This window comes from Streptomyces luteireticuli (genome assembly GCF_041519305.1).
Classification (GTDB): domain Bacteria; phylum Actinomycetota; class Actinomycetes; order Streptomycetales; family Streptomycetaceae; genus Streptomyces; species Streptomyces luteireticuli.
The window spans coordinates 6,949,373-6,970,518 of the sequence record NZ_CP167927.1 but is presented as its reverse complement, the minus strand read 5'-3'; the positions used below and the strand labels follow the sequence as shown (position 1 = coordinate 6,970,518).

At 73.2% G+C, this 21,146-nt stretch carries 20 protein-coding genes; 11 read left to right on the top strand and 9 right to left on the bottom strand.

Annotated elements, in window-relative coordinates; genetic code table 11:
• Positions 1–117: 117 nt before the first annotated feature.
• The 4 genes from AB8735_RS31315 (at position 118) to AB8735_RS31300 (ending at position 4,722) form a co-directional block, all read left to right on the top strand.
• Complete coding sequence (locus AB8735_RS31315) at positions 118–1,002, top strand: alpha/beta fold hydrolase (RefSeq protein ID WP_372410948.1); 885 nt, start codon at positions 118–120, stop codon at positions 1,000–1,002.
• Complete coding sequence (locus AB8735_RS31310) at positions 999–2,048, top strand: alpha/beta fold hydrolase (protein ID WP_372410947.1); 1,050 nt, start codon at positions 999–1,001, stop codon at positions 2,046–2,048. The genes AB8735_RS31315 and AB8735_RS31310 overlap by 4 nt, the downstream gene beginning before the upstream one ends.
• Positions 2,049–2,063: 15 nt before the next feature.
• Positions 2,064–2,543, top strand: coding sequence for a CocE/NonD family hydrolase C-terminal non-catalytic domain-containing protein (locus tag AB8735_RS31305; RefSeq protein ID WP_372411948.1), 480 nt, complete (start codon positions 2,064–2,066; stop codon positions 2,541–2,543).
• Positions 2,544–2,763: 220 nt separating this feature from the next.
• The gene (locus tag AB8735_RS31300) at positions 2,764–4,722 is read left to right on the top strand and encodes a helix-turn-helix domain-containing protein (protein ID WP_372410945.1); all 1,959 of its coding nucleotides are present in this window, start codon (positions 2,764–2,766) and stop codon (positions 4,720–4,722) included.
• Here the strand turns inward: AB8735_RS31300 and AB8735_RS31295 are convergent.
• The gene (locus AB8735_RS31295) at positions 4,698–5,885 is read right to left on the bottom strand and encodes an IS701 family transposase (protein WP_372410942.1); all 1,188 of its coding nucleotides are present in this window, start codon (positions 5,883–5,885) and stop codon (positions 4,698–4,700) included. The genes AB8735_RS31300 and AB8735_RS31295 overlap by 25 nt on opposite strands.
• Before the next feature lie 280 nt (positions 5,886–6,165).
• Here AB8735_RS31295 and soxR point away from each other — a divergent pair, with 280 nt between their 5' ends.
• Entirely contained in the window at positions 6,166–6,660 is a 495-nt protein-coding gene (gene soxR / locus AB8735_RS31290; protein WP_372410940.1) for a redox-sensitive transcriptional activator SoxR, read from the top strand.
• Here soxR and AB8735_RS31285 read toward each other — a convergent pair.
• Together AB8735_RS31285 and AB8735_RS31280 are read right to left on the bottom strand one after the other, a co-directional pair.
• On the bottom strand, positions 6,630–7,628 hold the full coding sequence (locus AB8735_RS31285) for a Gfo/Idh/MocA family protein (RefSeq protein WP_372410939.1): 999 nt from the start codon (positions 7,626–7,628) through the stop codon (positions 6,630–6,632). The genes soxR and AB8735_RS31285 overlap by 31 nt on opposite strands.
• Complete coding sequence (locus AB8735_RS31280) at positions 7,625–8,920, bottom strand: NDP-hexose 2,3-dehydratase family protein (protein WP_344022116.1); 1,296 nt, start codon at positions 8,918–8,920, stop codon at positions 7,625–7,627. The genes AB8735_RS31285 and AB8735_RS31280 overlap by 4 nt, the downstream gene beginning before the upstream one ends.
• A 222-nt stretch (positions 8,921–9,142) precedes the next feature.
• On the opposite strand from AB8735_RS31280, the gene AB8735_RS31275 reads away from it, so the two are divergent.
• From AB8735_RS31275 to AB8735_RS31260, 4 genes are all read left to right on the top strand, one after another.
• Positions 9,143–10,666: an MFS transporter gene (locus tag AB8735_RS31275; RefSeq protein WP_372410936.1), complete on the top strand. Its 1,524-nt coding sequence runs from the start codon at positions 9,143–9,145 to the stop codon at positions 10,664–10,666.
• 36 nt (positions 10,667–10,702) lie between these two features.
• Positions 10,703–11,008: an antibiotic biosynthesis monooxygenase family protein gene (locus AB8735_RS31270; RefSeq protein WP_344022112.1), complete on the top strand. Its 306-nt coding sequence runs from the start codon at positions 10,703–10,705 to the stop codon at positions 11,006–11,008.
• A 37-nt stretch (positions 11,009–11,045) separates the two neighbouring features.
• Positions 11,046–11,942, top strand: a complete 897-nt coding sequence (locus AB8735_RS31265) for an LLM class flavin-dependent oxidoreductase (protein ID WP_372410933.1) — start codon at positions 11,046–11,048, stop codon at positions 11,940–11,942.
• Positions 11,943–12,166: 224 nt separating this feature from the next.
• Positions 12,167–12,985 carry a BTAD domain-containing putative transcriptional regulator gene (locus AB8735_RS31260; protein ID WP_372410931.1) on the top strand — a complete coding sequence of 273 codons (819 nt, stop codon included), beginning with the start codon at positions 12,167–12,169 and terminating at the stop codon, positions 12,983–12,985.
• A 70-nt stretch (positions 12,986–13,055) separates the two neighbouring features.
• Here the strand turns inward: AB8735_RS31260 and AB8735_RS31255 are convergent, their stop codons facing one another.
• The gene (locus AB8735_RS31255) at positions 13,056–14,186 is read right to left on the bottom strand and encodes a nucleotide disphospho-sugar-binding domain-containing protein (protein ID WP_372410929.1); all 1,131 of its coding nucleotides are present in this window, start codon (positions 14,184–14,186) and stop codon (positions 13,056–13,058) included.
• A gap of 166 nt (positions 14,187–14,352) precedes the next feature.
• On the opposite strand from AB8735_RS31255, the gene AB8735_RS31250 reads away from it, so the two are divergent.
• The gene (locus AB8735_RS31250; RefSeq protein WP_372410928.1) at positions 14,353–15,414 is read left to right on the top strand and encodes a glucose-1-phosphate thymidylyltransferase; all 1,062 of its coding nucleotides are present in this window, start codon (positions 14,353–14,355) and stop codon (positions 15,412–15,414) included.
• Positions 15,414–16,397, top strand: a complete 984-nt coding sequence (gene rfbB, locus AB8735_RS31245) for a dTDP-glucose 4,6-dehydratase (protein ID WP_344022103.1) — start codon at positions 15,414–15,416, stop codon at positions 16,395–16,397. The genes AB8735_RS31250 and rfbB overlap by 1 nt, the downstream gene beginning before the upstream one ends.
• 142 nt (positions 16,398–16,539) lie before the next feature.
• Here the strand turns inward: rfbB and AB8735_RS31240 are convergent, their stop codons facing one another.
• The 5 genes from AB8735_RS31240 to AB8735_RS31220 all read right to left on the bottom strand — a co-directional run bounded on the left by AB8735_RS31240 (position 16,540) and on the right by AB8735_RS31220 (position 21,130).
• Positions 16,540–17,724, bottom strand: coding sequence for an FAD-dependent monooxygenase (locus AB8735_RS31240; protein WP_372410927.1), 1,185 nt, complete (start codon positions 17,722–17,724; stop codon positions 16,540–16,542).
• Complete coding sequence (locus tag AB8735_RS31235) at positions 17,721–18,068, bottom strand: hypothetical protein (protein WP_344022101.1); 348 nt, start codon at positions 18,066–18,068, stop codon at positions 17,721–17,723. Before AB8735_RS31235 ends, AB8735_RS31240 begins: the two co-directional genes overlap by 4 nt.
• The gene (locus tag AB8735_RS31230) at positions 18,065–18,874 is read right to left on the bottom strand and encodes a 2,3-dihydro-2,3-dihydroxybenzoate dehydrogenase (protein WP_372410924.1); all 810 of its coding nucleotides are present in this window, start codon (positions 18,872–18,874) and stop codon (positions 18,065–18,067) included. The genes AB8735_RS31235 and AB8735_RS31230 overlap by 4 nt, the downstream gene beginning before the upstream one ends.
• Before the next feature lie 52 nt (positions 18,875–18,926).
• Positions 18,927–20,096: a 3-deoxy-7-phosphoheptulonate synthase gene (locus tag AB8735_RS31225; protein WP_372410923.1), complete on the bottom strand. Its 1,170-nt coding sequence runs from the start codon at positions 20,094–20,096 to the stop codon at positions 18,927–18,929.
• A 308-nt stretch (positions 20,097–20,404) separates the two neighbouring features.
• Positions 20,405–21,130 carry a DsbA family protein gene (locus tag AB8735_RS31220; RefSeq protein WP_372410922.1) on the bottom strand — a complete coding sequence of 242 codons (726 nt, stop codon included), beginning with the start codon at positions 21,128–21,130 and terminating at the stop codon, positions 20,405–20,407.
• Positions 21,131–21,146 lie beyond the last annotated feature (16 nt).

Sequence of the window (21,146 nt, the reverse complement as noted above, 5' to 3'; positions counted from 1 at the left end):
CAGCGCAACGGGTGGTTTCGTCCCGCGGTCGGGGTGTCGCCGCGGGCGCGGGTCGGTAGAACTCGGTCCCGACCGTTCCACCGGACGGTTCCACCGGACGAGGACGAAGGGCCCGGCATGCCCGACGAGATTCTGCTCCGCCCCCACCTGGGCGGCTTCGCCTACCGGTGCCGCGTCGTGCCCTGCCCGGGCCAACCGGTCCTGGATCCCGTGCTGTTCATCGGCGGCGCCTTCCAGGACATGTACGCCTGGCAGCGGCACGCGGCGGTACTCGCCCCGCACGCGACGGTCGTCACCGTCGACCTGCCGGGCTGGGGCGGCGCGGAGCCCCTCCCGCCGTCCTACGGCGTGGACTTCCTGGCGCGCGCCGCCGGACTGGCCATGGAGCGGGCCGGGTTCGCCCGCTGGAACCTCGTCGGCGCCTCCTACGGCGCCCTGATCGGCCACCGCCTCGTCCAGCTGCGGCCGCGCAGCGTCGTGCGCGCCGCGTTCAGCGGCATCGCGGGCACCCCGTCGGCGGCGGAGATCGCGACGCTGCGGGCGTGCGCGGAGCTGCTCCGGGACGGCCGGCCGGCCCGCTTCGCCGAGGAGGTCACGGCCCACCTCATGTGCACGGACCCCGCCCGCCCGGTGCGCCGCCGCGAGGCCGTGCGCCGCGTCCTGTTCTCCCAGCTGGCCGGGGCCGCTCCGCAGGCGCGGCGCAAGATGCTCGGCAACCTCCAACGCCTGTGGGCCACCCGGCTGTTCCACCCCGGCCCGCCGCCGGACGTGCCGACGCTGGTCTTCACCGGCGAGCACGACACGGTGACGCCGCCCGCCGCCGGCCGGCGCTTCGCCGCGGGCTATCCGCGGGGCGTCTTCGTCACGGTCCGGGAGGCCGACCACGTGGTGCACCTGGAGCGGGACCGCGAGTACAGCGAGCTCCTGCTGACGCACTTCCGCGGCGAGCAGGCGGCCCGGCTGCCGTTCTGCCGGCCGTACGTGCCGTCGGCGGCCGCGTGATCCGCCGCAGGTGGGCCCTGCTGCCGGCCCTGCTGCTCTGTCTGTTCTGTCTTCCCTGCTGCCCCGCGCGGGCCGCCGCCGAAGGGTGGCGCATCCCCGTGGCGCCGGGCGTGGCGCTGGACGCCGAGGTCGTCCCGCCGGAAGGCGCCGTCGGGCGGCCGCCGTTGCTGGTGATGCCGGGGGTGTGGGTGGGGGGCCGGCATCTGTACGCGGCGGAGGCCCGGCGGTACGCCCGGGCCGGGTATCTCGTCGTCGCCTACTCCCCGCGGGGGTTCGGGAGTTCGTCCGGGGAGGTGGGCCTGGCCGGTCCCGCGGACGTCGCCGACGTGTCCGCCGTCATCGACTGGGCCGTGCGGCACAGGGCGGCCGACCCCCGGCGCGTCGGGCTGCTGGGGCACTCCTACGGGGCCGGCATCGCGCTGCTGGGGGCCGCGGCGGATCCCCGGGTGTCCGCGGTGGTGGCGGTGAGCGGCTGGGCCGATCTGCACGGGGCGTTCTTCACCAACGGCACCGCGCACACGGCGGCCGTCCGCTTCCAGTACGGGTTCGCCCGCCTCTTCGGGCGCCCCGGGCGGGAGTTGGACCGCTTCGCCACGGGGGTCCTCGCCGGGCGCGACGACCCGGAGCTGCCCGCGTGGGCCGCGGTCCGCTCCCCGGAGCGCCGGGTGCGGGAGTTCGGCGCCCGGGGCACCGCGGTGTTCCTGGTGAACAACTGGGGCGACACGCTCCTCGCCGGCCCGAACCAGATGCTGCGCTTCTTCGAGGCCCTCCCGGGGCCGAAGCACCTCGAACTCCGGCCGGGGGAGCACGGCGAGCCGACCATCCACTGCCTGCTGGACGTGGTCCCGCCGGCAGTGTGCGGGCGGGCCTCCCGGTGGCTGGACCGGTATGTGCGCGGGCGGGGGACAGTGCCGGACGCCCCGCTGCGGGTGAGCCCCCGGCCCGGACCCGCCCTCCCGGCCGGCCGGCTCCCCGACGAGGAGTACGCCGGCCGACGGGCCATGAGCGCCGGGGAGTTCGCCCCAGCGCTGCCGTCCGCCCCGTAGACGGTCCGCACCGGACTGGACTCCGGCGCGGACGCGGGCCTGCCGGTCGTCTCCTCCTTCGCCGACCGGCGCGGCCTCCCGCCCACCGCCGTCCTGCCCCTGCTGCCGCCGGGCACGGCCGCCCGCTGGGAGGCGCCCGCCGCACACCGCGCGCTCCGCGGCGCACCGCGTCTGCGGATCCGCGTCACCCCGTCCGCCGGGACGGGCACGTTCTTCGCCTACCTCTACGACGTGGGCCCGCTCGGCGTCGCCCGGCTGATCAGCCACGCGCCCGTCACGTTCCGCCACCGCGCGGCGGGACGGCCGTTCGCCGCCGAGACGGAGATGACCGCCACGGCGTACGACGTCCCGCCCGGCCACCGGCTCGGGCTGGTCGTCGACACGGTGGACCCCCTGTACGGCGGACGCAATCCGCCGGGGGCGCGGATCACCTTCGACGGGCCCGTGCTGGCCGTGCCGTTCGGCAGGGCGGGGCTGGCCGGAACCCGCCCCTGAAGGAACGGGTGGCATACAAACATCTGTTGAAGAAGAGTCGCGTGAGGCAAGGTCATGGACAAGTAAAGGGTCTGCCGACAGCGTTGTCGGCGGACGGCACCTCCCGCCTCGTCGGCCATGGAAGGGGCCCTCCCATCGTCCCTGCCCCGGAGCGCCCTCCCCGCTCTCCCCACGGCGCCGGGCTCGTGAGGTCGGGCTCCGAGGAGCGAAGAAGGAATCCATGTCTGCGCCACGTGACGTCCCCTCCCCCCTTGATGTCCTGAGGTCCCTGGCCGAGGAGCAAGCGACCTATGGTCTGGACGAATTGCTCAAGGAAGCCCGATTCCTGACAGAGGACCCCGAGGACCTGCAAGAACTGGAACAAGCCATTCTGCTGGGGACCTCCGTCCTGGACCGGCTGTCCGAGGCCCAGGAGCGGGAGGCCGCGCTCATCGGGCTGGTGGACTCCGCCCGCGAACTGGCGCGCGCCGGAACGGAGGGCGTGGGGAGCGTCCTGCGGACCGCCGCCCGCGCCGCCCGCCGGACCCTGCGGTCGGACGTGGGCTGCGTGGCCCTGGTGGACCCGGCGAGCGGGGACCTCACCGTCGTGGCGTCGGAAGGGGACGTCACGGCCTTCAACCTCGGGCTGCGCATGGCCGGTCCCTCCGGGCTCGGACAGGCCGCGCTCACCAAGGGCGCGCCCTTCTCGACCCACGACTACCTGACCGATCCGACGATCGAGCACGCGACGGAGATCGACCGGGTGGTCAGGGCCGAGGGCACCCGTGCCATCGTGGCCGTGCCCCTCCAGGGCGCCTCGGGTCCGATCGGCGTGCTCTACGCCTCGCACCGGCAGGTACGGCGGTTCACCGCCCGGGAGATCAACTCGCTGTCGACGCTGGCCTCGCTCGCGGCACCGCTCATCAGCACGGCCGACACCGTGGAGTCCCTCGGCGCGCGCAAGGCCGCCCTGGAGGAGGAGGAGAGCCGCACCTGGCAGGAGATCAGGACGCAACGGCGTCTGGAGGCCGCGTACGACCACCTGCTCACCCTCGTCCACGACGGCAGCGGCCTGGACACGGTCGTGGAGGTCGCTGCCGTGGCGCTCGACGGTGCGCTGGCGGTGCGGGACTTGAAGGGCAACACCCTCGCCTCCCACGGCCATGTGCCCGCGTACTCGGACGACCAGTTCCTGCAGCGCTGTCTGGACGCCGTCACGGCCGACGAGCCGGTCCTGCTCGACGACGGCGTATGGATCGCCCCGGCGTGCGGGAACGGAGAGACCCTGGGCACCGTCCTGTTCCTGCCCGGCACGCCCCTCACCGGGCAGCGCAGCGTCCGGCCGCTCCAGGTGATCTCCCGGCTCCTCACCGTGGCCGTGCTGCTGGAGCGCAGCGCCGCGCTGGCCGAGGGAGGAGTGCGGAACGACCTGCTGGAGGCGCTCCTCGCCCCGCCGCACTCGCGCCGCCCGCAACGGCAGTTGGACGAGCAGGCCCAGCGGCTGGGGATCGACCCCGGCGGCCCTCATGTCCTCGTCCTCGTCTGCCCCGACCGCGAGTCCCTGCAACGCGTCTCGGCGTGGTCCACCTTCTACGCCCATCGAAAACGGGGCCTCAAAGGGGCGCGGAACGGATGCACCATGCTGCTGCTGCCCGGCGACGACGCGTCGGCCGCCGCCCACGGCGCCCATGACGAGCTCTCCCGTCTCCTGAAGCACCCCGTCACCGTGTGCGCCGCCGGCCCGTACACGGGGCTCACCCGCGTTCCCCAGCTCTACGAGGACGCGCGCCGCTGTCTCGACGCCCTGACCGAGCTCGGCAGCTCCGGCGTCGCCGCCACCCCGCAGGACCTGGGCTTCCTGGGGCTGTTGCTGGCCGACGCCTTCACCGTCCCGGGCTATGTCGACTCGGTGATCGGGCCGGTGCTGCGGTACGACGCCCAGCGGTTCACCGAGCTCGCCCGGACGCTGGAGACGTACTTCGCGTCCGGTGCGAGCCCCCGGCGCGCCGCCAAGGCGCTGCACGTCCATCCGAACACCGTCGCCCGGCGGCTGGAGCGGATCGGCGAACTCCTGGGCCTCACCTGGCAGGAGCCCGCACGGGCCCTGGAGATCCAGCTGGCCCTGCGGCTGCACCGGACGCTGAGGACCCTCCACGGCCGCCGGGCGGGGTCCGCTCACGCGGAGAGCGACAGCTGCTGAGCCCGGTTCTCCGCCCGGGCCCGGTGCTCCGCCGCCGTCGCCGACATGGCGCAGGCCACGGACGCCAGGGTCATATGGCGGTGCCACCCGGGGAAGGACCGTCCCTCGAAGTCCCGCAGGCCCATGCGCCTCCCCAGGGTCTCCTCGTCCCGCCGCACGCCCAGCACCGTCCTGGCCAGGCGCAGCAGCGGCCCGGCGGGCATCCCGGGGACGCCGCTCAGCCACAGCCGCACGGGCGGCTGGTCCAGGTCCTCCCACTCCCCGAGGAGGGACAGGCGGTGCAGCGGCTCGGCTCCCGCCGCGCGGTCGCCGGGTCCGAGGGGGACGCGCACCGGCACCGCGGCCGCCCAGGAGATCCGTCCCCGGTCGAATCCCCGGTCGGACCGGGGCACCGGCCGGCGCAGGCCGCGGACGCCCTGGAGGATCTGTTCCGCGGGCAGCGCCGCCGCACCGGCGCCCGGCAGGGCGGGGTCGGCCACCGAGAGGACGGTCCGCCCGGTGATCCCGGCGAGGAACGGCACTCCGGCCCGGCCGAAGGCGGCGGCCACCGGACCGGGACGGCCCGTCACCTGGTCGAGGACCACGGGGCACCGTCTCGGCGGCCCGCCCCGGTCCGTCAGGGCGAGAGCGGCCTCGACCGCGCACTCGTCCAGTTCCTCCGGCGTCACGGTCGGGGGGATCTCCGCCCTGGAGCGCCGTTCGGTGTCGCGCAGCCAGTCGTGGGGGAGGAAGAGCCGCCAGCTGACGGGCACCGAGAAGCGCCCCGTGACGAACCAGAGCCCGAAGGCCAGCTGGCCGTGGATCGACTGCCCGAGGTGGGGCACGAACAGGCGGTCCACCCCTACGGAGAGGTTCCCGGCCTTGGAGATCGGCAAGGCCCGTACGACCCAGGCGTGCTGGGGCCAGGAGGAGGTCAACTCCTCGACGAGCGCCCGCCGGACCGGTCTCCAGTCCCAGGTGGAACTGGAGATGAAGTGGTGGAGGCTCTGTTCCGTCGCACCGTCGTCGGCGCCGTCCAGAGCCGCGGAGATGTTCCGCATCGACTTCCGTCCCTGCGCGGCGAGCAGGCCCATCAGATAGAGCTGCGCCTTCCTCCGCTGGTCGCTGCGGCGCAGGGACAGGAAGAGACGGGTGGACAGCTCGGATCCGGCGAGGTCGATCACGTTGGTTCCCACTCCTTCTGCTGCCGCGGCCCGGCGTACGGCACCCGGCCGGCCCGGTCTCCACACTCCCGCCCCGCCCCCTTCCGCAAGAAGGGCCACGGATCACACAGTTGGTGGGGGGCACCTGTGGTGACCACCACCATGCACCCCGTCCGACCTGCGCGGACCGCGGTCGCGGCCCGGTAGGGTCGGGCGGTGCCGAGGGGCGCGAAACGACGGACCGCTCCCTCCACTTGACACAATCGTGCCGTGCTCCGCCGGCGGAGAAGGGGTCCTGGGAATGTCGTCCGAGAGCGCAGAGACCACAAGCGAGGGGACCGCGGACGCGACGGCGCCGCGTCCCATCGCCAAGGAACTCACCATGGGCGAGCTGTCGTCACGCAGCGGTGTGGCGCCCTCCGCGCTGCGTTTCTACGAGCGCGAAGGGCTCATCCGGAGCAGCCGCACCAGCGGCAACCAGCGTCGCTACCGCCGGGACACGCTGCGCCGGGTCGCCGTCATCCGGACGGCACAGAATGTCGGGCTCTCCCTGAACGCGATCCGCGAGGCGTTCGCCACCCTGCCGGAGGGCCGCACCCCCACGCGGGAGGACTGGGCCCGGCTCGCCTCGTCCTGGCAGCCCGAACTGGAGACGAGGATCAACCGTCTGGTCGTCCTCCAGCAGCGGCTGACCGAATGCATCGGCTGCGGCTGCCTGTCGCTGACGCACTGCCTGCTGTCCAACCCCAACGACGTGCTGGGACGTCAGGGACCGGGCGCACGCCGCCTGTTCTGAGCCGGACGGCCGGCGGCCGTGCGCACGTCGTCGACCAGCCGGGCCCGGTCCACGGCCGACGCGAGCCCGTCCTCCCTCGTCCCGGACCCGCGCACCGCGGCCACGAAGGCGGCGACGGCGGCGGCGTACTGGTCCTGCGCGGGATGTTCGACGGCGAGGGTGCGTCCGTCCTGTTCCAGGGTGATCTCGGGGCGGTGGTCGGCGGGCGGGGTGAAGGCGCGGTGCACCGTGATGCGCCCCCGCGTGCCCCACAGTTCGTAGCGCGCGGTGTAGGAGTGGTCCATGCCGAAGGCCAGGTGGGCGCAGACCCCGTCCGCCCGGCGCAGGAGCGCGGACCCTTCGACGTCCACACCGGTCGGGCCGTGGCGCAGCGCGGCACCGGCGACCTCAAGGCCGGTGCCGAGGAAGAGCTGTGCCGCTCCGAGGGGGTACACCCCGGCGTCCAGCAGGGCCCCGCCGCCGAGCTCGGGCCGGTGGCGGATGTCGCCGGCGGGCCTCGCCGGGAACGCGAACGTCGCGGAGAGCCGGCGGAGTTCGCCGATGGCGCCGTCCTCGACGAGCTCCCGCACCCGCGCGTGCTGGCCGTGGTGCACGAACATGAGGTTCTCCCGGAGGACCAGGCCGCGGCGCCGGGCGCTGCGCACCGCTTCGGCCGTGAGGTCCTCCCGGGTGGTCATCGGCTTCTCGACGAGGACGTGCTTGCCGGCCTCCAGCGCCCGCAACGTCCACGGGGCGTGCAGGGCGTTGGGGAGCGGGAGGTAGACGGCGTCGACGTCCGGGGAGGCGATCAGCCGCTCGTAGCCCTCGACCGGGGATCCTCCGAAGCGGTCGGCCGTCCGCCGGGCCGTCGCCATGTTCCTGCCGGCGACGGCCGCGAGCTCGATGTCCGGGGTGCGCGCCACGGCGGGCAGGACCCGGCGGACGGCGATGTCGGCGCTCCCCAGCAGGCCCAGCCGGATCGGCCTCACTTGATGAATCCCAGGCAGGTCAGGAGGTTCCTGGTCTCCACGTTGAGCAGGCCGCCGAACTGGTTGAGGAGCGCGAGCTGGTCGCGGGTCACCCAGCGGAAGCCGTCGGCCACGTCGAGGGGGAACTCGTCGCCCACCTCCACCGCCCGGTACCGGTTGCGCGCGTGGTAGAAGCGGCCTCCCTCCTCGGAGTGCACCACGTCGAACAGGACGCGTTCGGGCGGGGCTTCCAGGACGGCGTCCAGGTAGCGCGGGTGGCGGGTGCGCGGGAGGTGGGCGAGGTTCCCGGGGTTGCACTGCACCGTGGGGGCGATCTCGACGGTGTCCGGCGTACCGGCCTCCGCCCGGGCCTGCACCAGGACGTGCGGCACTCCCCCGACGGTCCGGACCACGAAGGCGGCGATCCCCTCGCCGCACGGGGCGAGCATCGGCTGGGACCAGCCGCGCACTTCGCGGTCCTCCGCCCGGACGTCCACCCCGATGATCCGGAAGTGCCGGTCGTACTCGTGCCGGACGTCGTCGTCCGACACCCGCCAGCCGTCGGTCTTCGCGAGCGGGACCGGCCGTCGCACCGTGCGGTCCGTGGTCTTGTGGTGCGTCAGCCAGTTGAGGACCTCCGGGACGGTGTGCAGGGGACGGCCGCTCACCTGCTCCCCCCGGGGCAGCAGGTGGGACAGCACCGTGCGGGTGTCCATGTTGACCAGGTCGTCCATGGCCAGCAGCCGGCCGATCTGGTCGAGGCTCAGCCAGCAGAAGTTGTCGAGCACGGGGACGTCCTCGTCGATCCGGACGACCATGTTGCGGTTGCGTTTGGCCAGGAACCAGGAGCCCTGTTCGCTCTGCAGCGCGTCGGCGAGCGGACGGCCGCGCCCCAGCGAGGTGAACAGCTCCAGGTACGGCACCGGGCGGCCCCGGTGGACGCGGGTGTAGTTGCTGCGGGTGGCCTGCACGGTGGGCGACAGCTGAAGGGTGTTGACGTTGCCCGGCTCCATCTTCGCCTGGAGCAGGCAGTACAGGACCCCTCCCACCTCCTTGACCAGGATGCCGAGGATGCCGTGTTCCGGCTGGCTGATGATGGGCTGCTGCCACTGCCCCACCTCCCGCCGGGACCCGGTGACGTCGAGGCCGTGCACGCTGAAGAACCGTCCGCTGCGATGGTGCAGATCGCCGGTGCCGGGGTCCACCGCCCAGCCGTCCAGGCGCTTCAGGGGGGTGGGCACCACCCGGTACTCGTGGGCCGCGCGGCGTTCGGCGAGCCACTGGTGGAACTCCGTCAGGTCCGCGAACATCATCGCTCGCTCTCCTCCAAGGGCCGTGATCCGGAGCAGGGTTGTGCGGGATCAGAGTCGTGTGAGATCAGAGGCCAGAGTGACGCACATTCCTAGGGCGTTCCTGAGGAGTTGATGGCGGCGTTCCGTACAACCTGACGAAGTCGCCCCCCGCGCCTGGACCTCAACCAAACTTCACCTTCTACGTTCGTCGCCGTTCGCGTCACACCAGGAAAGGGGCGTGCGATGAGCACAGCCACCACGGTTTCTCCCCCACGGTCAGGTCCGGCCCTGACGCTCGTCGTCGTCCTGCTGGGCGTCCTCGTCGTGCCGATGTCCATCTCGGGAGCGGCCGTGGCGCTCCCCGACATCGGCAAGGACCTGGACACCGCCGGCGCACCGCTGATGTGGGTGGTGAACGTCTACAACCTGCTGTTCGCCGCCATCACCCTGGTCGCGGGATCCCTCTCCGACCTCTTCGGGCGGCGGCGCGTCTTCGTGCTGGGCGGCGGCCTGTTCGGCATCGGCTCCCTGGGCAGCGCACTGGCCCCGCACATCCTCGTGCTCGACCTGGCCCGGGCCCTCGCCGGCATCGGTGCCGCGGGCGTGCTGGCCAGTTCGGGGGCCATCCTGGCCACCGCGTTCGACGGGGCCGCCCGCACCCGGGCCTTCGCCGCCATGGGCACCGTGGTGGGGATCGGCATCGCCTTCGGCCCGACCCTCTCCGGCTGGCTCGTCGGCGGCCTGGGCTGGCGCGCGAGCTTCCTCTTCTACGTGGTGGTGCTCGCCGTCGTCCTGCTCGGCAGCACGCGGATCACCGAGTCCCGGGCCGGTGAGCGGCCCCGGGTCGACGTACCGGGAGTGGTCACCTTCGTCCTCGGTCTCGCCCTGGTCATGATCGGGCTGGTCCAGGGCCCGGAGAGCGGCTGGGGCAGCCCGTTCATCATCGGCGCGCTCCTCCTGGGCGTGGCCCTGCTGGGCGTCTTCGCCGTCGTGGAGCGCCGCAGCCCGCACCCGGTCCTCGACCTGAGCCTGATCGGGAACCGCAGGTACACCGCCTGGTGCGTGGGCACGCTGATCACCTCCCTCGGCTTCGTGGGGACCCTGACCTTCCTGCCGACGTACTTCCAGGGCGCGAGCGGCGTATCGGCCTCCCACGCGGGCATGTTGATGCTGCTGATGACCGTCCCCGTGCTCGTCGTGCCCCAGGTCGGCGGCTGGCTGATCACCCGCGGGTTCCCGCCCCGGGTGCTCATGGGCCTCGCCCTGCTGCTGATCGCCGGTGGCAGCGCGTGGCTGACCGTCCTGCGGCCGGGCATCGGCGCGGGCGCCCTGGCGGGTCCGCTCATTCTCGTCGGTACGGGCATGGGTGTATCGTTCGGCATCACCGACGGCCAGGCCATGAGCCAGGTGGAGCCCGAACGCGCGGGCATGGCCGCCGGGTTCCTCAACACCGTCCGCGGCGGCGCGGAGGCCCTGGTCCTCGCGGTGTTCGGTTCCCTGCTGGTCAGCCTCCTCCAGAGCCGGGTCGGATCGGCCGCCCTGGCCAAGGAGATCGCCGCGGGCAACCTGCCCGACGGGCCGCGCCACGACGTGCTGGCGGACCACTTCACCAGCGCCTGGCACCTCGCCCTGTGGTGGGTCGCCGGAGCGTGCGTCCTGGGTGCCGTCCTGGTCGTGGCCATGCTGGCGGGCTCCAGGACCACGGGCGCACCGGCCGGTTCCGCGGACGCGGAGCAGCCCTCCCGCGCCGAGGACCAGCGCGTCTGACGCCCCCGCGCACACCGACACCCAGGAGTGGGACTCGTGTACGTCATCTCGAACAGGATCACCCTCACCGGCTCGTCCCGGGACTACGAAGAGATCTACGCCCGGGGCGGGGCCTTCATGGAACGGCAGCCCGGCCTCGTCCGCCACCAGCTGGTCCGCTCGCTGAGTGATCCGGCGGTGTACTTCAGCACCGCCGTCTGGACGGACCGGGAGTCCTTCGAACGGTGCGTCGCCCGGCCGGAGTTCAAGGAGATCTTCGGACCCACCCGGGACCTGGTGACCATCGACCACCACCGGTGCTCCGTCGTCTCCGAGGGGGCGTCCGCCCCCGGCACGGCCTGACCCCGCCGCCTCCCCCGCCCCGCCCCCAAGGAGACCCGTGATCAAGACAGGCATCACCTATTCCTCGCTCACCGCCGCCGACGGCTCCCTGCCGGCCCCCCAGGAGGTGGCCCGGCGCGCCGAGGAGGCCGGCCTCGACTCCCTGTGGGTCAGCGACCACTTGGCGACCGGTCACCCCTTCCTGGAGAGCGTGGTGGCCCTCTCCGCCGCCGCGGGCGCCACCCGGCGGCTGGAGGTGGGCTTCGCGGTGCTCCAGCTGGCGCTGCGTCAACTGGCCTGGGCCGGCAAGCAGATCGGCAGCCTGCAGGCGGCCTCCGGCGGCCGTCTGCACCTGGGGGTCGGGCTCGGCGGCCGGCCGCGGGAGGAGTGGGAGGCGGCCGGGGTGCCGGCGGACGAGCGCGCCCGCCGCACCGACGAGGCCCTCGCCGCCCTGCCGTCCCTGCTCGCCGGCAAGCCGACGGCCCTGCCCGGCGCCCCGGGCTCCACCGTCACCCTGCTGCCCGCCGTCACGCCGCCGCCCGTGTGGGTCGGGGGCGGCTCGCCCGCGGCCCTGCGGCGGGCCGCGGCCCTCGGCGACGGCTGGCTGCCCGCCGCCATCACGGCACGCGGGCTCTCCGACGGCCTGCGCACCCTGGGCGAACTCCGCGCGGAGGCCGCCCTCCCGGCACCGCGCGCCACCGTCTCGGTGTTCGCGTCCCTCGACGGACACCTCGGCGGTCTCTCCCGCGACGCCCTGGTGGACGTCCTGCACCTCCAGTTCGGCTTTCCCCGGGAGCTGTCCGAGGCCGTGGCCGTGGCGGGCCCTCCCGGGCATGTGGCCCAGCGGCTCGCCGAGTACGCGGCCGCCGGTGCCGAGCAGGTGATCGTCTGCCCCATCGGCGGAACCTGGGAGCAGCAGATCGAACTGCTCGCCGCAGCGAAGGAATTGACGTAGGAAAAGGGGCCCCTTTCGGCCCCCTTCCGCCGAAAAGGACAGCCAAAAAGGACAGACCCATTACGCCGGAAGCCGCCACCGGATACTTCGCCCGGGGCGGCACGGCAACCCCACCCGCATCACCTGACACAGTCCCCCCGGTGTCGTTGCCCCCTACAGGCTCCTGCCCGAAGGTGGTGATGTCACGGGCAGAATCCAACTGCCCTTATTACGCTGGGGGTTCAATGGAATTCCAGGTATTGGGGCCGCTTGCCGCCATTGACCATGGCGTTGACTATCTCCCGACAGCACCCAAGCAGCGCCATCTGCTCGCCCTCCTGCTGCTGAATGCGAATCTGCCCGTCTCCACGGACACCTGCATGGAGGAACTGTGGGAGGGAGACCCGCCGCCCAGCGCCCTTCCCACCCTGCAGACCTACATCCTCCAGATCCGGCGCTCCCTGGCCCGCTCGCCCTCCATGGGATCCCTGCGGGCCGCGCGCCAGGTCCTGGTGACGGGCTCCCGCAGCTACCGGATCGTGACACCCGAAGTGTCGCTCGACCTCTCCCACTTCACCTCGCTGCTCCACGAGGGCCGGGTGGCCCAGCGCGACGGGGACGACCGGAGCGTGTCGTCCGTCTTCCGCCGGGCCCTCGCCCTCTGGCGGGGCGAGGTCCTCGCCGGCATCACCCCGGGACCCCATCTGCACGAGCGGGTGGACAGCCTCACGGAGACCCGGCTGGGCATGCTGGAGCAGTGTTTCGAGGCCGAGCTCCGGCTCGGCCTGCACCACCAGCTCCTCAGCGAACTGGGGGCGTTGTCGGCCCGCCACCCGCTGAACGAGAACCTGACCGCGCAGAACATGCTGGCGCTCTACCGCTCCGGACGCCAGGTGGAGGCCCTCGACGCCTTCCACCGGCTGCGCCGCACCCTGGGCCACGAGCTGGGCATCGAGCCGTGCCTGCGGGTCCGGCAGCTGCACGAGGCCATCCTCGTCGGCGACCCGCGGCTCGACACCGAACTCATCGGCGGGCTCGCGCTCCTGAGGGAACGCGCCGGGTGACAGCCGGAGGGGGAACGGCTGCGGGGCGACGCCGTCGGTGTCGCCCCGCGACCGTTCCCCCTCGGAGGGCTCAGGCCACCAGCCCCTCCAGCGCGCCCACCGTCCGCGCGGGCAACGGCATGTCCCGTATTTCACGGGCCAGTTCGCGCGACCGCTCCCGGTACGACGGATCGCCGAGGATCTTCTCGCACAGCGCCACGACGGTGTCGCGGGAGTCCTCGCCGTCCTCCGCCATCAGCGCGGCACCGTACTCCACCAGCCGCAGGGAAGGAGCCACCAGCTTGGGCATGTTGGGGATCAGCAGCTGCGGGACGCCCGCGTTCATGGCCGCCAGCGCGGTGCCGCCGCCGGCGTGGTGCACGACCAGGTCGCACGTCGGGGTGACCACGTCCAGGGGCATCCACCCGGCGCGCACGTCCGGCAGCCCGGCGGCCACCTCGCCGGCCACCTCGTCCGGCACCGCGACCAGCAGCTCCGTGCCCAGGGCGCTCACCTTTTCGGCGAGGCCGCGCACATAGTCGAAGTACTGGTGCCGGCTGACCCTGCTGCCCGCGGTCACCAGGACACGGGGACGGGAGGGCCTCGTGTACATCCACGGCTCCAGCTCGCGCTGCCCGTTGCCCGGGACGAAGCGCATCGGCAGCGCCTCGGGGGCGCCGGCCGGCCGGAGGCTCGGCGGGCAGATGTCGATGTAGAGATCGTGCCCGGGGAGCCGGGCCAGCCCCGCCGCGGCCAGTTCCGGTCCCATGACGCTCTCGGCGGCGCCGTCGACCTCGGGCGGCTCGCCCGTGTCCCAGGCGTGCCGGACGTACGGGATCCCGAGGCGGGCGGCGGCGAGCGGCGCGGCGAAGCACAGCATCCCGCCCACCAGCACGTCCGGCTTCCAGACCCGTCCCAGCTCGATCAGGGCGGGAAGGCTGTCGGCGGCCATCCGCCCGAAACCGCGCCCGATGAACAGGATGTGGTCCTGCGGATCCGCCGGCCACTGGAGCGGCTCGCCCTGCCGCCCGGTGGTCATGAAATCCCGGATCGAGTGCGGCGTCACGGAAATCCCGGGCAGTCCGGCCCCGTTGACGACCGGCATCATCTCGGACGTCGCCGCCATGAACACCTGATGCCCCGCGTTCCGCGCGGCCGTGGCGAGCGGGGCGAGCCCGAAGACCGTCGCCGGGCTTCCCCCGGCCAGGAAGAGAATTCGCATGGCCAGCAGCCTAGGAAACCCTCCTCGGGGCTCCTCAGGGAAAACCTGGAGAGCCCGGACTCCCCCCGCTCCCCTGGTGAATCGCTAAGTCTTCTCGATCCTCCCGCAAGAAGGCCACGGCATGGTCGTTGCAAGTGCTGCCCCACCAATGGAGTGAGAGGTCGCGATGAAGGCACTTGTCCTGTCGGGCGGATTGGGAACACGGCTCCGCCCCCTGACCCATTCGATGGCCAAACAGCTGGTACCGGTGGCCAACAAGCCCGTGCTGGTCCACTGCCTGGAGGCCATTCGCCGGATCGGGATCACCGAGGCGGGAATCATCGTCGGCGACCACGCCGACGAGATCACCGCCGAAATCGGGGACGGCGCGTCCCTCGGTCTCGACATCACCTACATACGGCAGGAGGCCCCGCTCGGCCTGGCCCATTGCGTGGCCGTCGCCGAGGATTTCCTGGGGGGCGACGACTTCGTGATGTACCTCGGCGACAACGTCCTCGTCGAGGGGATCGGCGCGGCGGCGGAATCCTTCGCGGCCCGCCGGCCGGCCGCCCAGATCCTGGTCACCAAGGTCCTCGACCCCCGCCAGTACGGCGTCGCCGAGGTCGGTGACGACCAGGTGGTCCGCGGCCTCGTCGAGAAGCCCGCCGATCCGGTCAGCGATCTGGCGGTCATCGGCGTGTACTTCTTCACCCCCGCCATCCACGAGGCGGTGCGTGCCATCCGGCCGAGCGGACGCGGCGAACTGGAGATCACGGACGCCCTCCAGCACCTCGTCGCCGAAGGCCGGACCGTGACCGCCTTCGAGTACTCCGGATACTGGCAGGACACCGGGAAGACCGACGGGCTCCTGGAGTGCAACCGCGTCCTGCTCGACCGCATCGAGCGGGAGGTCCACGGCCGGATCGACGACGAGAGCCGGATCGACGGCGCGGTCGTCGTGGCACCGGGCGCCACCGTCACCCGGTCCCGGCTCACCGGGCCCCTGGTGATCGGCCCCGGCACCGTCGTCCGGAACAGCAGGATCGGCCCGCACACGGCCCTGGGCGAGGGCTGCACCGTCCAGGACGCGGACGTCGAGGACTCCATCCTCCTCGACGGGGCCGTCCTCGACGGCGTGGGCCCGGTGCGCGGCTCCCTGATCGGCCGCCGGTCGCGGGTCACCTCGCCCCCGGGGGCCCATGCGCACCGCCTCGTCGTCGGCGACGACTGCCGGGCGGTGGTGGCCTGATGCGCCTCCTCGTCACCGGTGGCGCCGGATTCATCGGCTCGCACTTCGTCCGCACCCTGCTGGCGGGCCGGCTGGCCGGCTACGAGGACGCCGAGGTCACCGTCCTCGACCTGCTCACCTACGCCGGCAACACCGCCAACCTGCCCCTGGAGCACCCCCGGCTCACCCTGGTGAAGGGGGACATCTGCGACCGGGAGCTGGTCGGCTCCCTCATGCCCGGGCACTCCGCCGTCGTGCACTTCGCCGCGGAGTCCCATGTGGACCGCTCGCTCGACGGCCCCCACGCCTTCGTGCGCACCAACGTCCTGGGCACCCACACCCTCCTGGAGGCCGCGCTACACGCGGGAGTCCGGACCTTCGTCCACGTCTCCACCGACGAGGTCTACGGCTCGATCGAGTCCGGTTCCTGGGACGAACGGGAGCCGCTGCTGCCCAACTCCCCCTATTCGGCCTCGAAGGCCTCGTCCGACCTGCTGGCCCGCGCCTACTGGCGCACGCACGGGCTCGACGTGCGCATCACCCGCTGCTCCAACAACTACGGCCCGTACCAGCACCCCGAGAAGCTGATCCCGCTGTTCACCACCCAGCTGCTCGGCGGGCTGTCCGTGCCGTTGTACGGGACCGGGCTCCAGACCAGGGAGTGGCTGCACGTCGACGACCACTGCCGGGCGATCCACCTGGTGCTCTCCCGGGGACGCCCGGGAGAGGTCTACAACGTGGGCGGCGGCACCGGCCTGACCAACCGGCAGATCACCGAGCGGCTGCTGGAGCTCTGCGGCGCCGACGCCTCCTCGGTCCGTCCGGTCGCCGACCGCAAGGGCCACGACCTGCGTTACGCGATCGACGACACCAAGATCCGCGAGGAGCTGGGCTACCGGCCGCTGAAGTCCTTCGACACCGGGCTGGCGGAGACGGTGGCCTGGTACCGGGACAACCCCTGGTGGTGGCGTCCGCTCAAGGAGGCCGACGCCCGGACGGCGTGATCCCCCCGGCATCTCATGGCGCCGGCACCGTACTTCACGGTGCCGGCGCTTCCGCGTCCCCCTCGTCCGGTGCGCGCCGCACGCGCGGGAGCCCGGCCGAAGGATCCGGCCGGGCTCCCGCGCGAACCTCCGCGCTCCCGGGTCACATGGTGCCGGCCGCCGCGAAGTCCCGCTCGCCGTGCAGCCATTGCACCGTGTCGTACATCTGCTGCTCGGTCAGCGCCGCCAGCATGGCGTCGCGGTCCCGGGCGGCCTCGCCCTCGGGGTGGTAGAGCCGGCGTCCCATCTCCCGGGCCACCCACTGCGCCTTGGCCGTGCGTTCCCGCCGGGCCGCGGCGTACTTCTCCAGCCGCTGGGGCACGTCGTCCGGCCGGTTCAGCAGACCGCCCAGGGCGACCGCGTCCTCCAGGGCCTGGCAGGCGCCCTGGGCGGCGTACTGGAGCATGGGGTGCGCGGCGTCCCCGAGGAGCGCCACCCGGCCGTCCGTCCACGTCGCGGCGGGGGGCCGGTCGCACAGGACCCAGCTGCGCCAGTCCCGGCCCAGCTCCAGCAGGCGCCGTACGACGGTCCCGACGCCCGGGAACTCCTCCAGGACCCGCCGGCGTTCGACCGGGATCCCGGCCACGGCCTCCCGCGCGCCGTCGTCCCGGGTGATCGCCATGTTGAGGAACTCTCCCCCGCCGATGGGGTAGTGCACGAAGTGCCACTTCGGTCCGGCCCACAACGTCACGGTGTTCCAGCGGAATTCCGCCGGCACCTCGTCCATGGGCACCAGGGAGCGGTAGATCGTGTGGCCCGACACCTGCGGCTCCCCGTCGGCCAGCAGCTGTCCGCGGACCGTGGAACGGATGCCGTCCGCGCCGACGAGGGCGTGTCCGGGCAGGCGTTCGCCCGTGCTCAGGACCGCGCGGACCGCTTCGGCGTCCTGCTCGTAGCCCACGAGGCGGCTGTCGGGGCGCAGTTCCACCCCGGCGTCCCGGCAGGCGTCGATCAGCGGCCGGTGCAGGTCCGAACGGTGCACCACGGCGTAGGGGTTGCCGAACCGGGCGCGGTAGCGGCCGGTGAGCGGCATCCATACGAGCTGCCGCTCCGCCACCCCGTCCATGAGGCGCAGTTCGTCCACGCCGACCGCGCGGGCCCGTACGGTGTCCCCCACGCCGAGCAGGTCCAGGGCGTGGAAGGCGTTGGGGGCGAGCTGGATCCCGGCGCCCAGCTCGGCGAAGACGTCCCGGCGTTCGAGCACCGTGACCCGGTGGCCCGCGCGGGCCGAGGCCAGGGCGGCGGCGAGTCCGCCGATGCCGCCGCCCGCGACGAGGATGTCCATCATGCGGCTCCGTCCGTTTCCCCGTGGACCAGTCCCCGGTCCTGGAGTCCGCCTCCCGGGTGCACCCCCTCGACGCAGGCTTCCACGTCGAAGATGTGCAGTTCCGTGGGCGGGTATCCGATGATCTCGGCCGCCCGCTGCGGCAGTGTCTGCTCCGCGGCCTCGGCGCTCTCCCACAACAGCACGGCACCCCACCGGGCGGCCGCCCCGTCCGAGATCCAGACCTTCAGGCGCAGTCCGCGCACGCGCGAGAACCGTTCGACGGCCTCGTCCCGGACGAACTCCCGCAGCGAGGCGGCGTCGCGTCCGGAGGGGGCGAGGTCCCACCAGGCGATCACGGCCTTCACGCGGGGACCCCGAGGGTGGCGCCGCCGTCGACGGTGAGCGCGTGGAGCGTGATGTGCCGGGCGCGGTCGGAGAGCAGGAAGGCGACCGCGTCGGCCACGTCGACGGGCTGGGCGATCCGGCCCAGCGGAATGCCCACCTTGTACTCCTCGGGCATGCCCTCCAGGGTGCGGGTCCGGCCCGTCCCGTCGTGCCACAGGGAGGCGAGCATGGGCGTCTCGGTGGATCCGGGCGCCACCACGTTGCAGCGGATGCCCTGCCGTGCGACCTCCAGGCCGAGGCACTTGGTGAACATCGTCGCCGCCGCCTTGGACGCGGCGTAGGCGGCCATGTCCGTACGGGCCGTGCCGGCCGCGTTCGACGCCACGGTCACCACGGCGCCGCCGCGGCCCTCGTCCAGCATCCGGCGCACCACGGCCGTGGAGACGAGGAAGACGCCCGTCGCGTTGACCGCGAAGGTGGCCGCCCAGTCCTCGGCGGTCAGGGCGCAGGCCCGGCCGGCCCTGAGCACCCCCGCCGCGTTCACCAGGCTGCGGACCGGGCCGAGTTCGCCTTCCACGGTGTCGAGCAGCGCCTCCACCTCCTGCTCGGAGGTGACGTCCGCCGCGAAGGCCCGGACGTGGAGCCCGTCCGCCCGGGCCTTCTCCGCGAGTTCCTCCGGCGCGGCCCCGGCCCGGTCCACGGCCGCCACGGCGAATCCCTGCTCGCCGAGGGTCCGTACCACGGCGCTGCCGATGCCGCCCGCGGCCCCGGTGACCAGCGCCGTGCCCGGGGTGTCGGCCGTACCCGATGCGTTCCCGTTCCTCACACCAATCTCCTGTTCGCTGCGTTCCGGTTCCTTGCGGTTCGTTGCGGTCGGGTCACCCGCGCCAGGCCGCGGCCACCGCCACCGCCTGGCCGGGGTTCAATCGCGGGTCGCAGAAGCTCGTGTACTTGCCGCCGGTGTCCTCGGACGCCTCCTGCGGGACGCACTCCAGGACGTCGTCCGGCGTGGTCTCCAGGTGCAGTCCCGCGGCCACGCCCCCCGCTTCGGTGACGGCCTCCTGGAAGGCCTCCACCTCGTGGACGACGGTCTCGACGACCCGGGTCTTCCGGCCGTCGCGGCCGGACACGGTGTTGCCGTGCATCGGGTCGCAGAGCCAGAGGACCGGGTGGCCGGCCCGGCGGACGGCCCGCACCAGGGGCGGCAGCCGGGAGGCCGCCGCGGCCGCGCCCATCCTGGCGACGAGGGTGAGCCGGCCGGGGTCCCGGTGCGGGTCGAGGCGTTCGCACAGGGCGAGCAGTTCGGCCGGGGTCGTCCCCGGACCGACCTTGCACGCGACCGGGTTGACGACGGTCGCGAGGAGCGCGACGTGCGCCCCGTCCGGCTGCCGGGTGCGCTCCCCGACCCACGGCCAGTGCGTGGAGGCGAGGACGGGGGCGCCGTTCTCGTCGCCGCGGACCATCGGGAGCTCGTAGTCGAGGAGGAGCGCCTCGTGGCTGGTCCACACCGTGGGGTCCACCCCGTGTCCCGGGGTGGTGCCGCACCAGCCCAGGTGGCGCATGACGTCCCGGGCCGCGTCGTACCCGGCGAGGATCCGCCGCGGGTCCGGGCGCCGGAGCTCCGGGTCCGGTTCGGGGCTGTTGACCATGTGCCCGCGGTAGACCGGGAGCGTCCGTCCCGCCACGACCTCGGTCCCGGCGGAGCGGGGCTTGGCGTACTGGCCGGCCATTCTGCCGACCCGCAGCACGGGGGTGTGGGTGACGGCCTTCAGCGTGCCGGCGAGCAGGTCGAGCAGGGCCGCCTTGCGGGCGACGTCGCCGCGCGTCGACTCGTCCGGGTTCTCCGCGCAGTCCCCCGTCTGCACGACCGTCACCGCGCCGGCCGCCGCGCGCGCCAGCAGGGAGCGCAGTTCCCGGACGTCCCGGGCCCGCACCAGGGCGGGGCGTGCGGCGAGTTCGGCACGCACCTCGCGCAGGGCCCGGTCGTCGTCCCAGACGGGCTGCTGTGCGGCGGGGAGACCACGGAGGAGCGCGACATAGTGATCCACTCGAACCTCCTTCTGAGGATGCCTGTGAATTCTGCTGTCCGGGAAATGGACCCGAAAGCGCCGGCACTTGATTCCGTCAAGTCAGGGAAGTTCTGGGGAAGTTCGGCCGTTTTTCCCCGGACCCGGCGCCGAACGGATTTCCAGGTTTTCTCCTTCGCCCGCGGAGAATCCCTCTGATATTCCTCTAGGGATTCCTCAGAAGGGGTCGCCGGATGTCGTCGGATGTCGCCGGATTCCTGCGGCACCAACGCGGGATGCCCCGCTCGCCGGGCGGGCGAGCGGGGCATCCGGCGGACGCGCAGAGGGAATCAGGGCGACGCGTGCACGGCGGCGGAAGCGGATTCGGGCTCCGGCCGGTCCAGCGATTCCAGCAATTCCTCGGCCCACCGGGGCGAGTAGGCGGTCAGGCGGGGCAGCCCGCCGGTCCGGGGATCTCCCGTCCAGGTGAACCGCGCGCCGGGGTTGTGCGCGGACCAGCCGCCCGGCGCGAACAGCTGGGGGCTGCCCGCGATGTCCGGGCCGCGCGCGGTGCGCCACTGGCCGAACACCTCCGCGCGCCCCGCCCCACGGGCCAGGGCATCGCCCAGCGCCCGCGCGTCGACCGCCGGGCAGTCCCCGGCGATCTCCAGGATCACCGGCAGCACGCTGATGCACCGGCTCTCCGCGTAGAAGGCGTGCCGCAGGGCGGCGTCCAGTTCGTCGGAGGCCCGCAGGCCGCCCACTTCGGGGGCCTTCGCGGCCTGCACGGCCTCCATGGCCGGCAGCGTGGTCGAGGGGTAGTCCGCCTCCCGGCCGGACCACACGCGCCAGCCGAGCTCCGGTCGGAGCGCGCCGATGACGATGACTTCCGGTTCGACGATGTACTTGGGGGTGGGTTCCGCGTTGAACAGCTCCAGGGGGAAGGCCCGGTGGTCGACGAGGAGTTCCCGGCCGCGCGCCCGGGCGGCCGCCCGCAGGGTGTGCAGGGCCAGACTCGCCCAGGGGCAGCCGATGTCGGACCAGACGGTGACGGTGCCCGGGGCCGGAGCTCCCATGGCCGGAGCTCCCATG

Excerpts from the sequence above, each read along its gene's own strand:
- AB8735_RS31315 (WP_372410948.1), top strand. The coding sequence starts at position 118 with ATGCCCGACGAGATTCTGCTCCGCCCCCACCTGGGCGGCTTCGCCTAC.
- AB8735_RS31300 (WP_372410945.1), top strand. The coding sequence starts at position 2,764 with ATGTCTGCGCCACGTGACGTCCCCTCCCCCCTTGATGTCCTGAGGTCC.
- soxR (WP_372410940.1), top strand. The coding sequence starts at position 6,166 with ATGTCGTCCGAGAGCGCAGAGACCACAAGCGAGGGGACCGCGGACGCG.
- AB8735_RS31280 (WP_344022116.1), bottom strand. The coding sequence starts at position 8,920 with ATGATGTTCGCGGACCTGACGGAGTTCCACCAGTGGCTCGCCGAACGC.
- AB8735_RS31275 (WP_372410936.1), top strand. The coding sequence starts at position 9,143 with ATGAGCACAGCCACCACGGTTTCTCCCCCACGGTCAGGTCCGGCCCTG.
- AB8735_RS31260 (WP_372410931.1), top strand. The coding sequence starts at position 12,167 with ATGGAATTCCAGGTATTGGGGCCGCTTGCCGCCATTGACCATGGCGTT.
- AB8735_RS31255 (WP_372410929.1), bottom strand. The coding sequence starts at position 14,186 with ATGCGAATTCTCTTCCTGGCCGGGGGAAGCCCGGCGACGGTCTTCGGG.
- AB8735_RS31250 (WP_372410928.1), top strand. The coding sequence starts at position 14,353 with ATGAAGGCACTTGTCCTGTCGGGCGGATTGGGAACACGGCTCCGCCCC.
- rfbB (WP_344022103.1), top strand. The coding sequence starts at position 15,414 with ATGCGCCTCCTCGTCACCGGTGGCGCCGGATTCATCGGCTCGCACTTC.
- AB8735_RS31240 (WP_372410927.1), bottom strand. The coding sequence starts at position 17,724 with ATGATGGACATCCTCGTCGCGGGCGGCGGCATCGGCGGACTCGCCGCC.
- AB8735_RS31220 (WP_372410922.1), bottom strand. The coding sequence starts at position 21,130 with ATGGGAGCTCCGGCCCCGGGCACCGTCACCGTCTGGTCCGACATCGGC.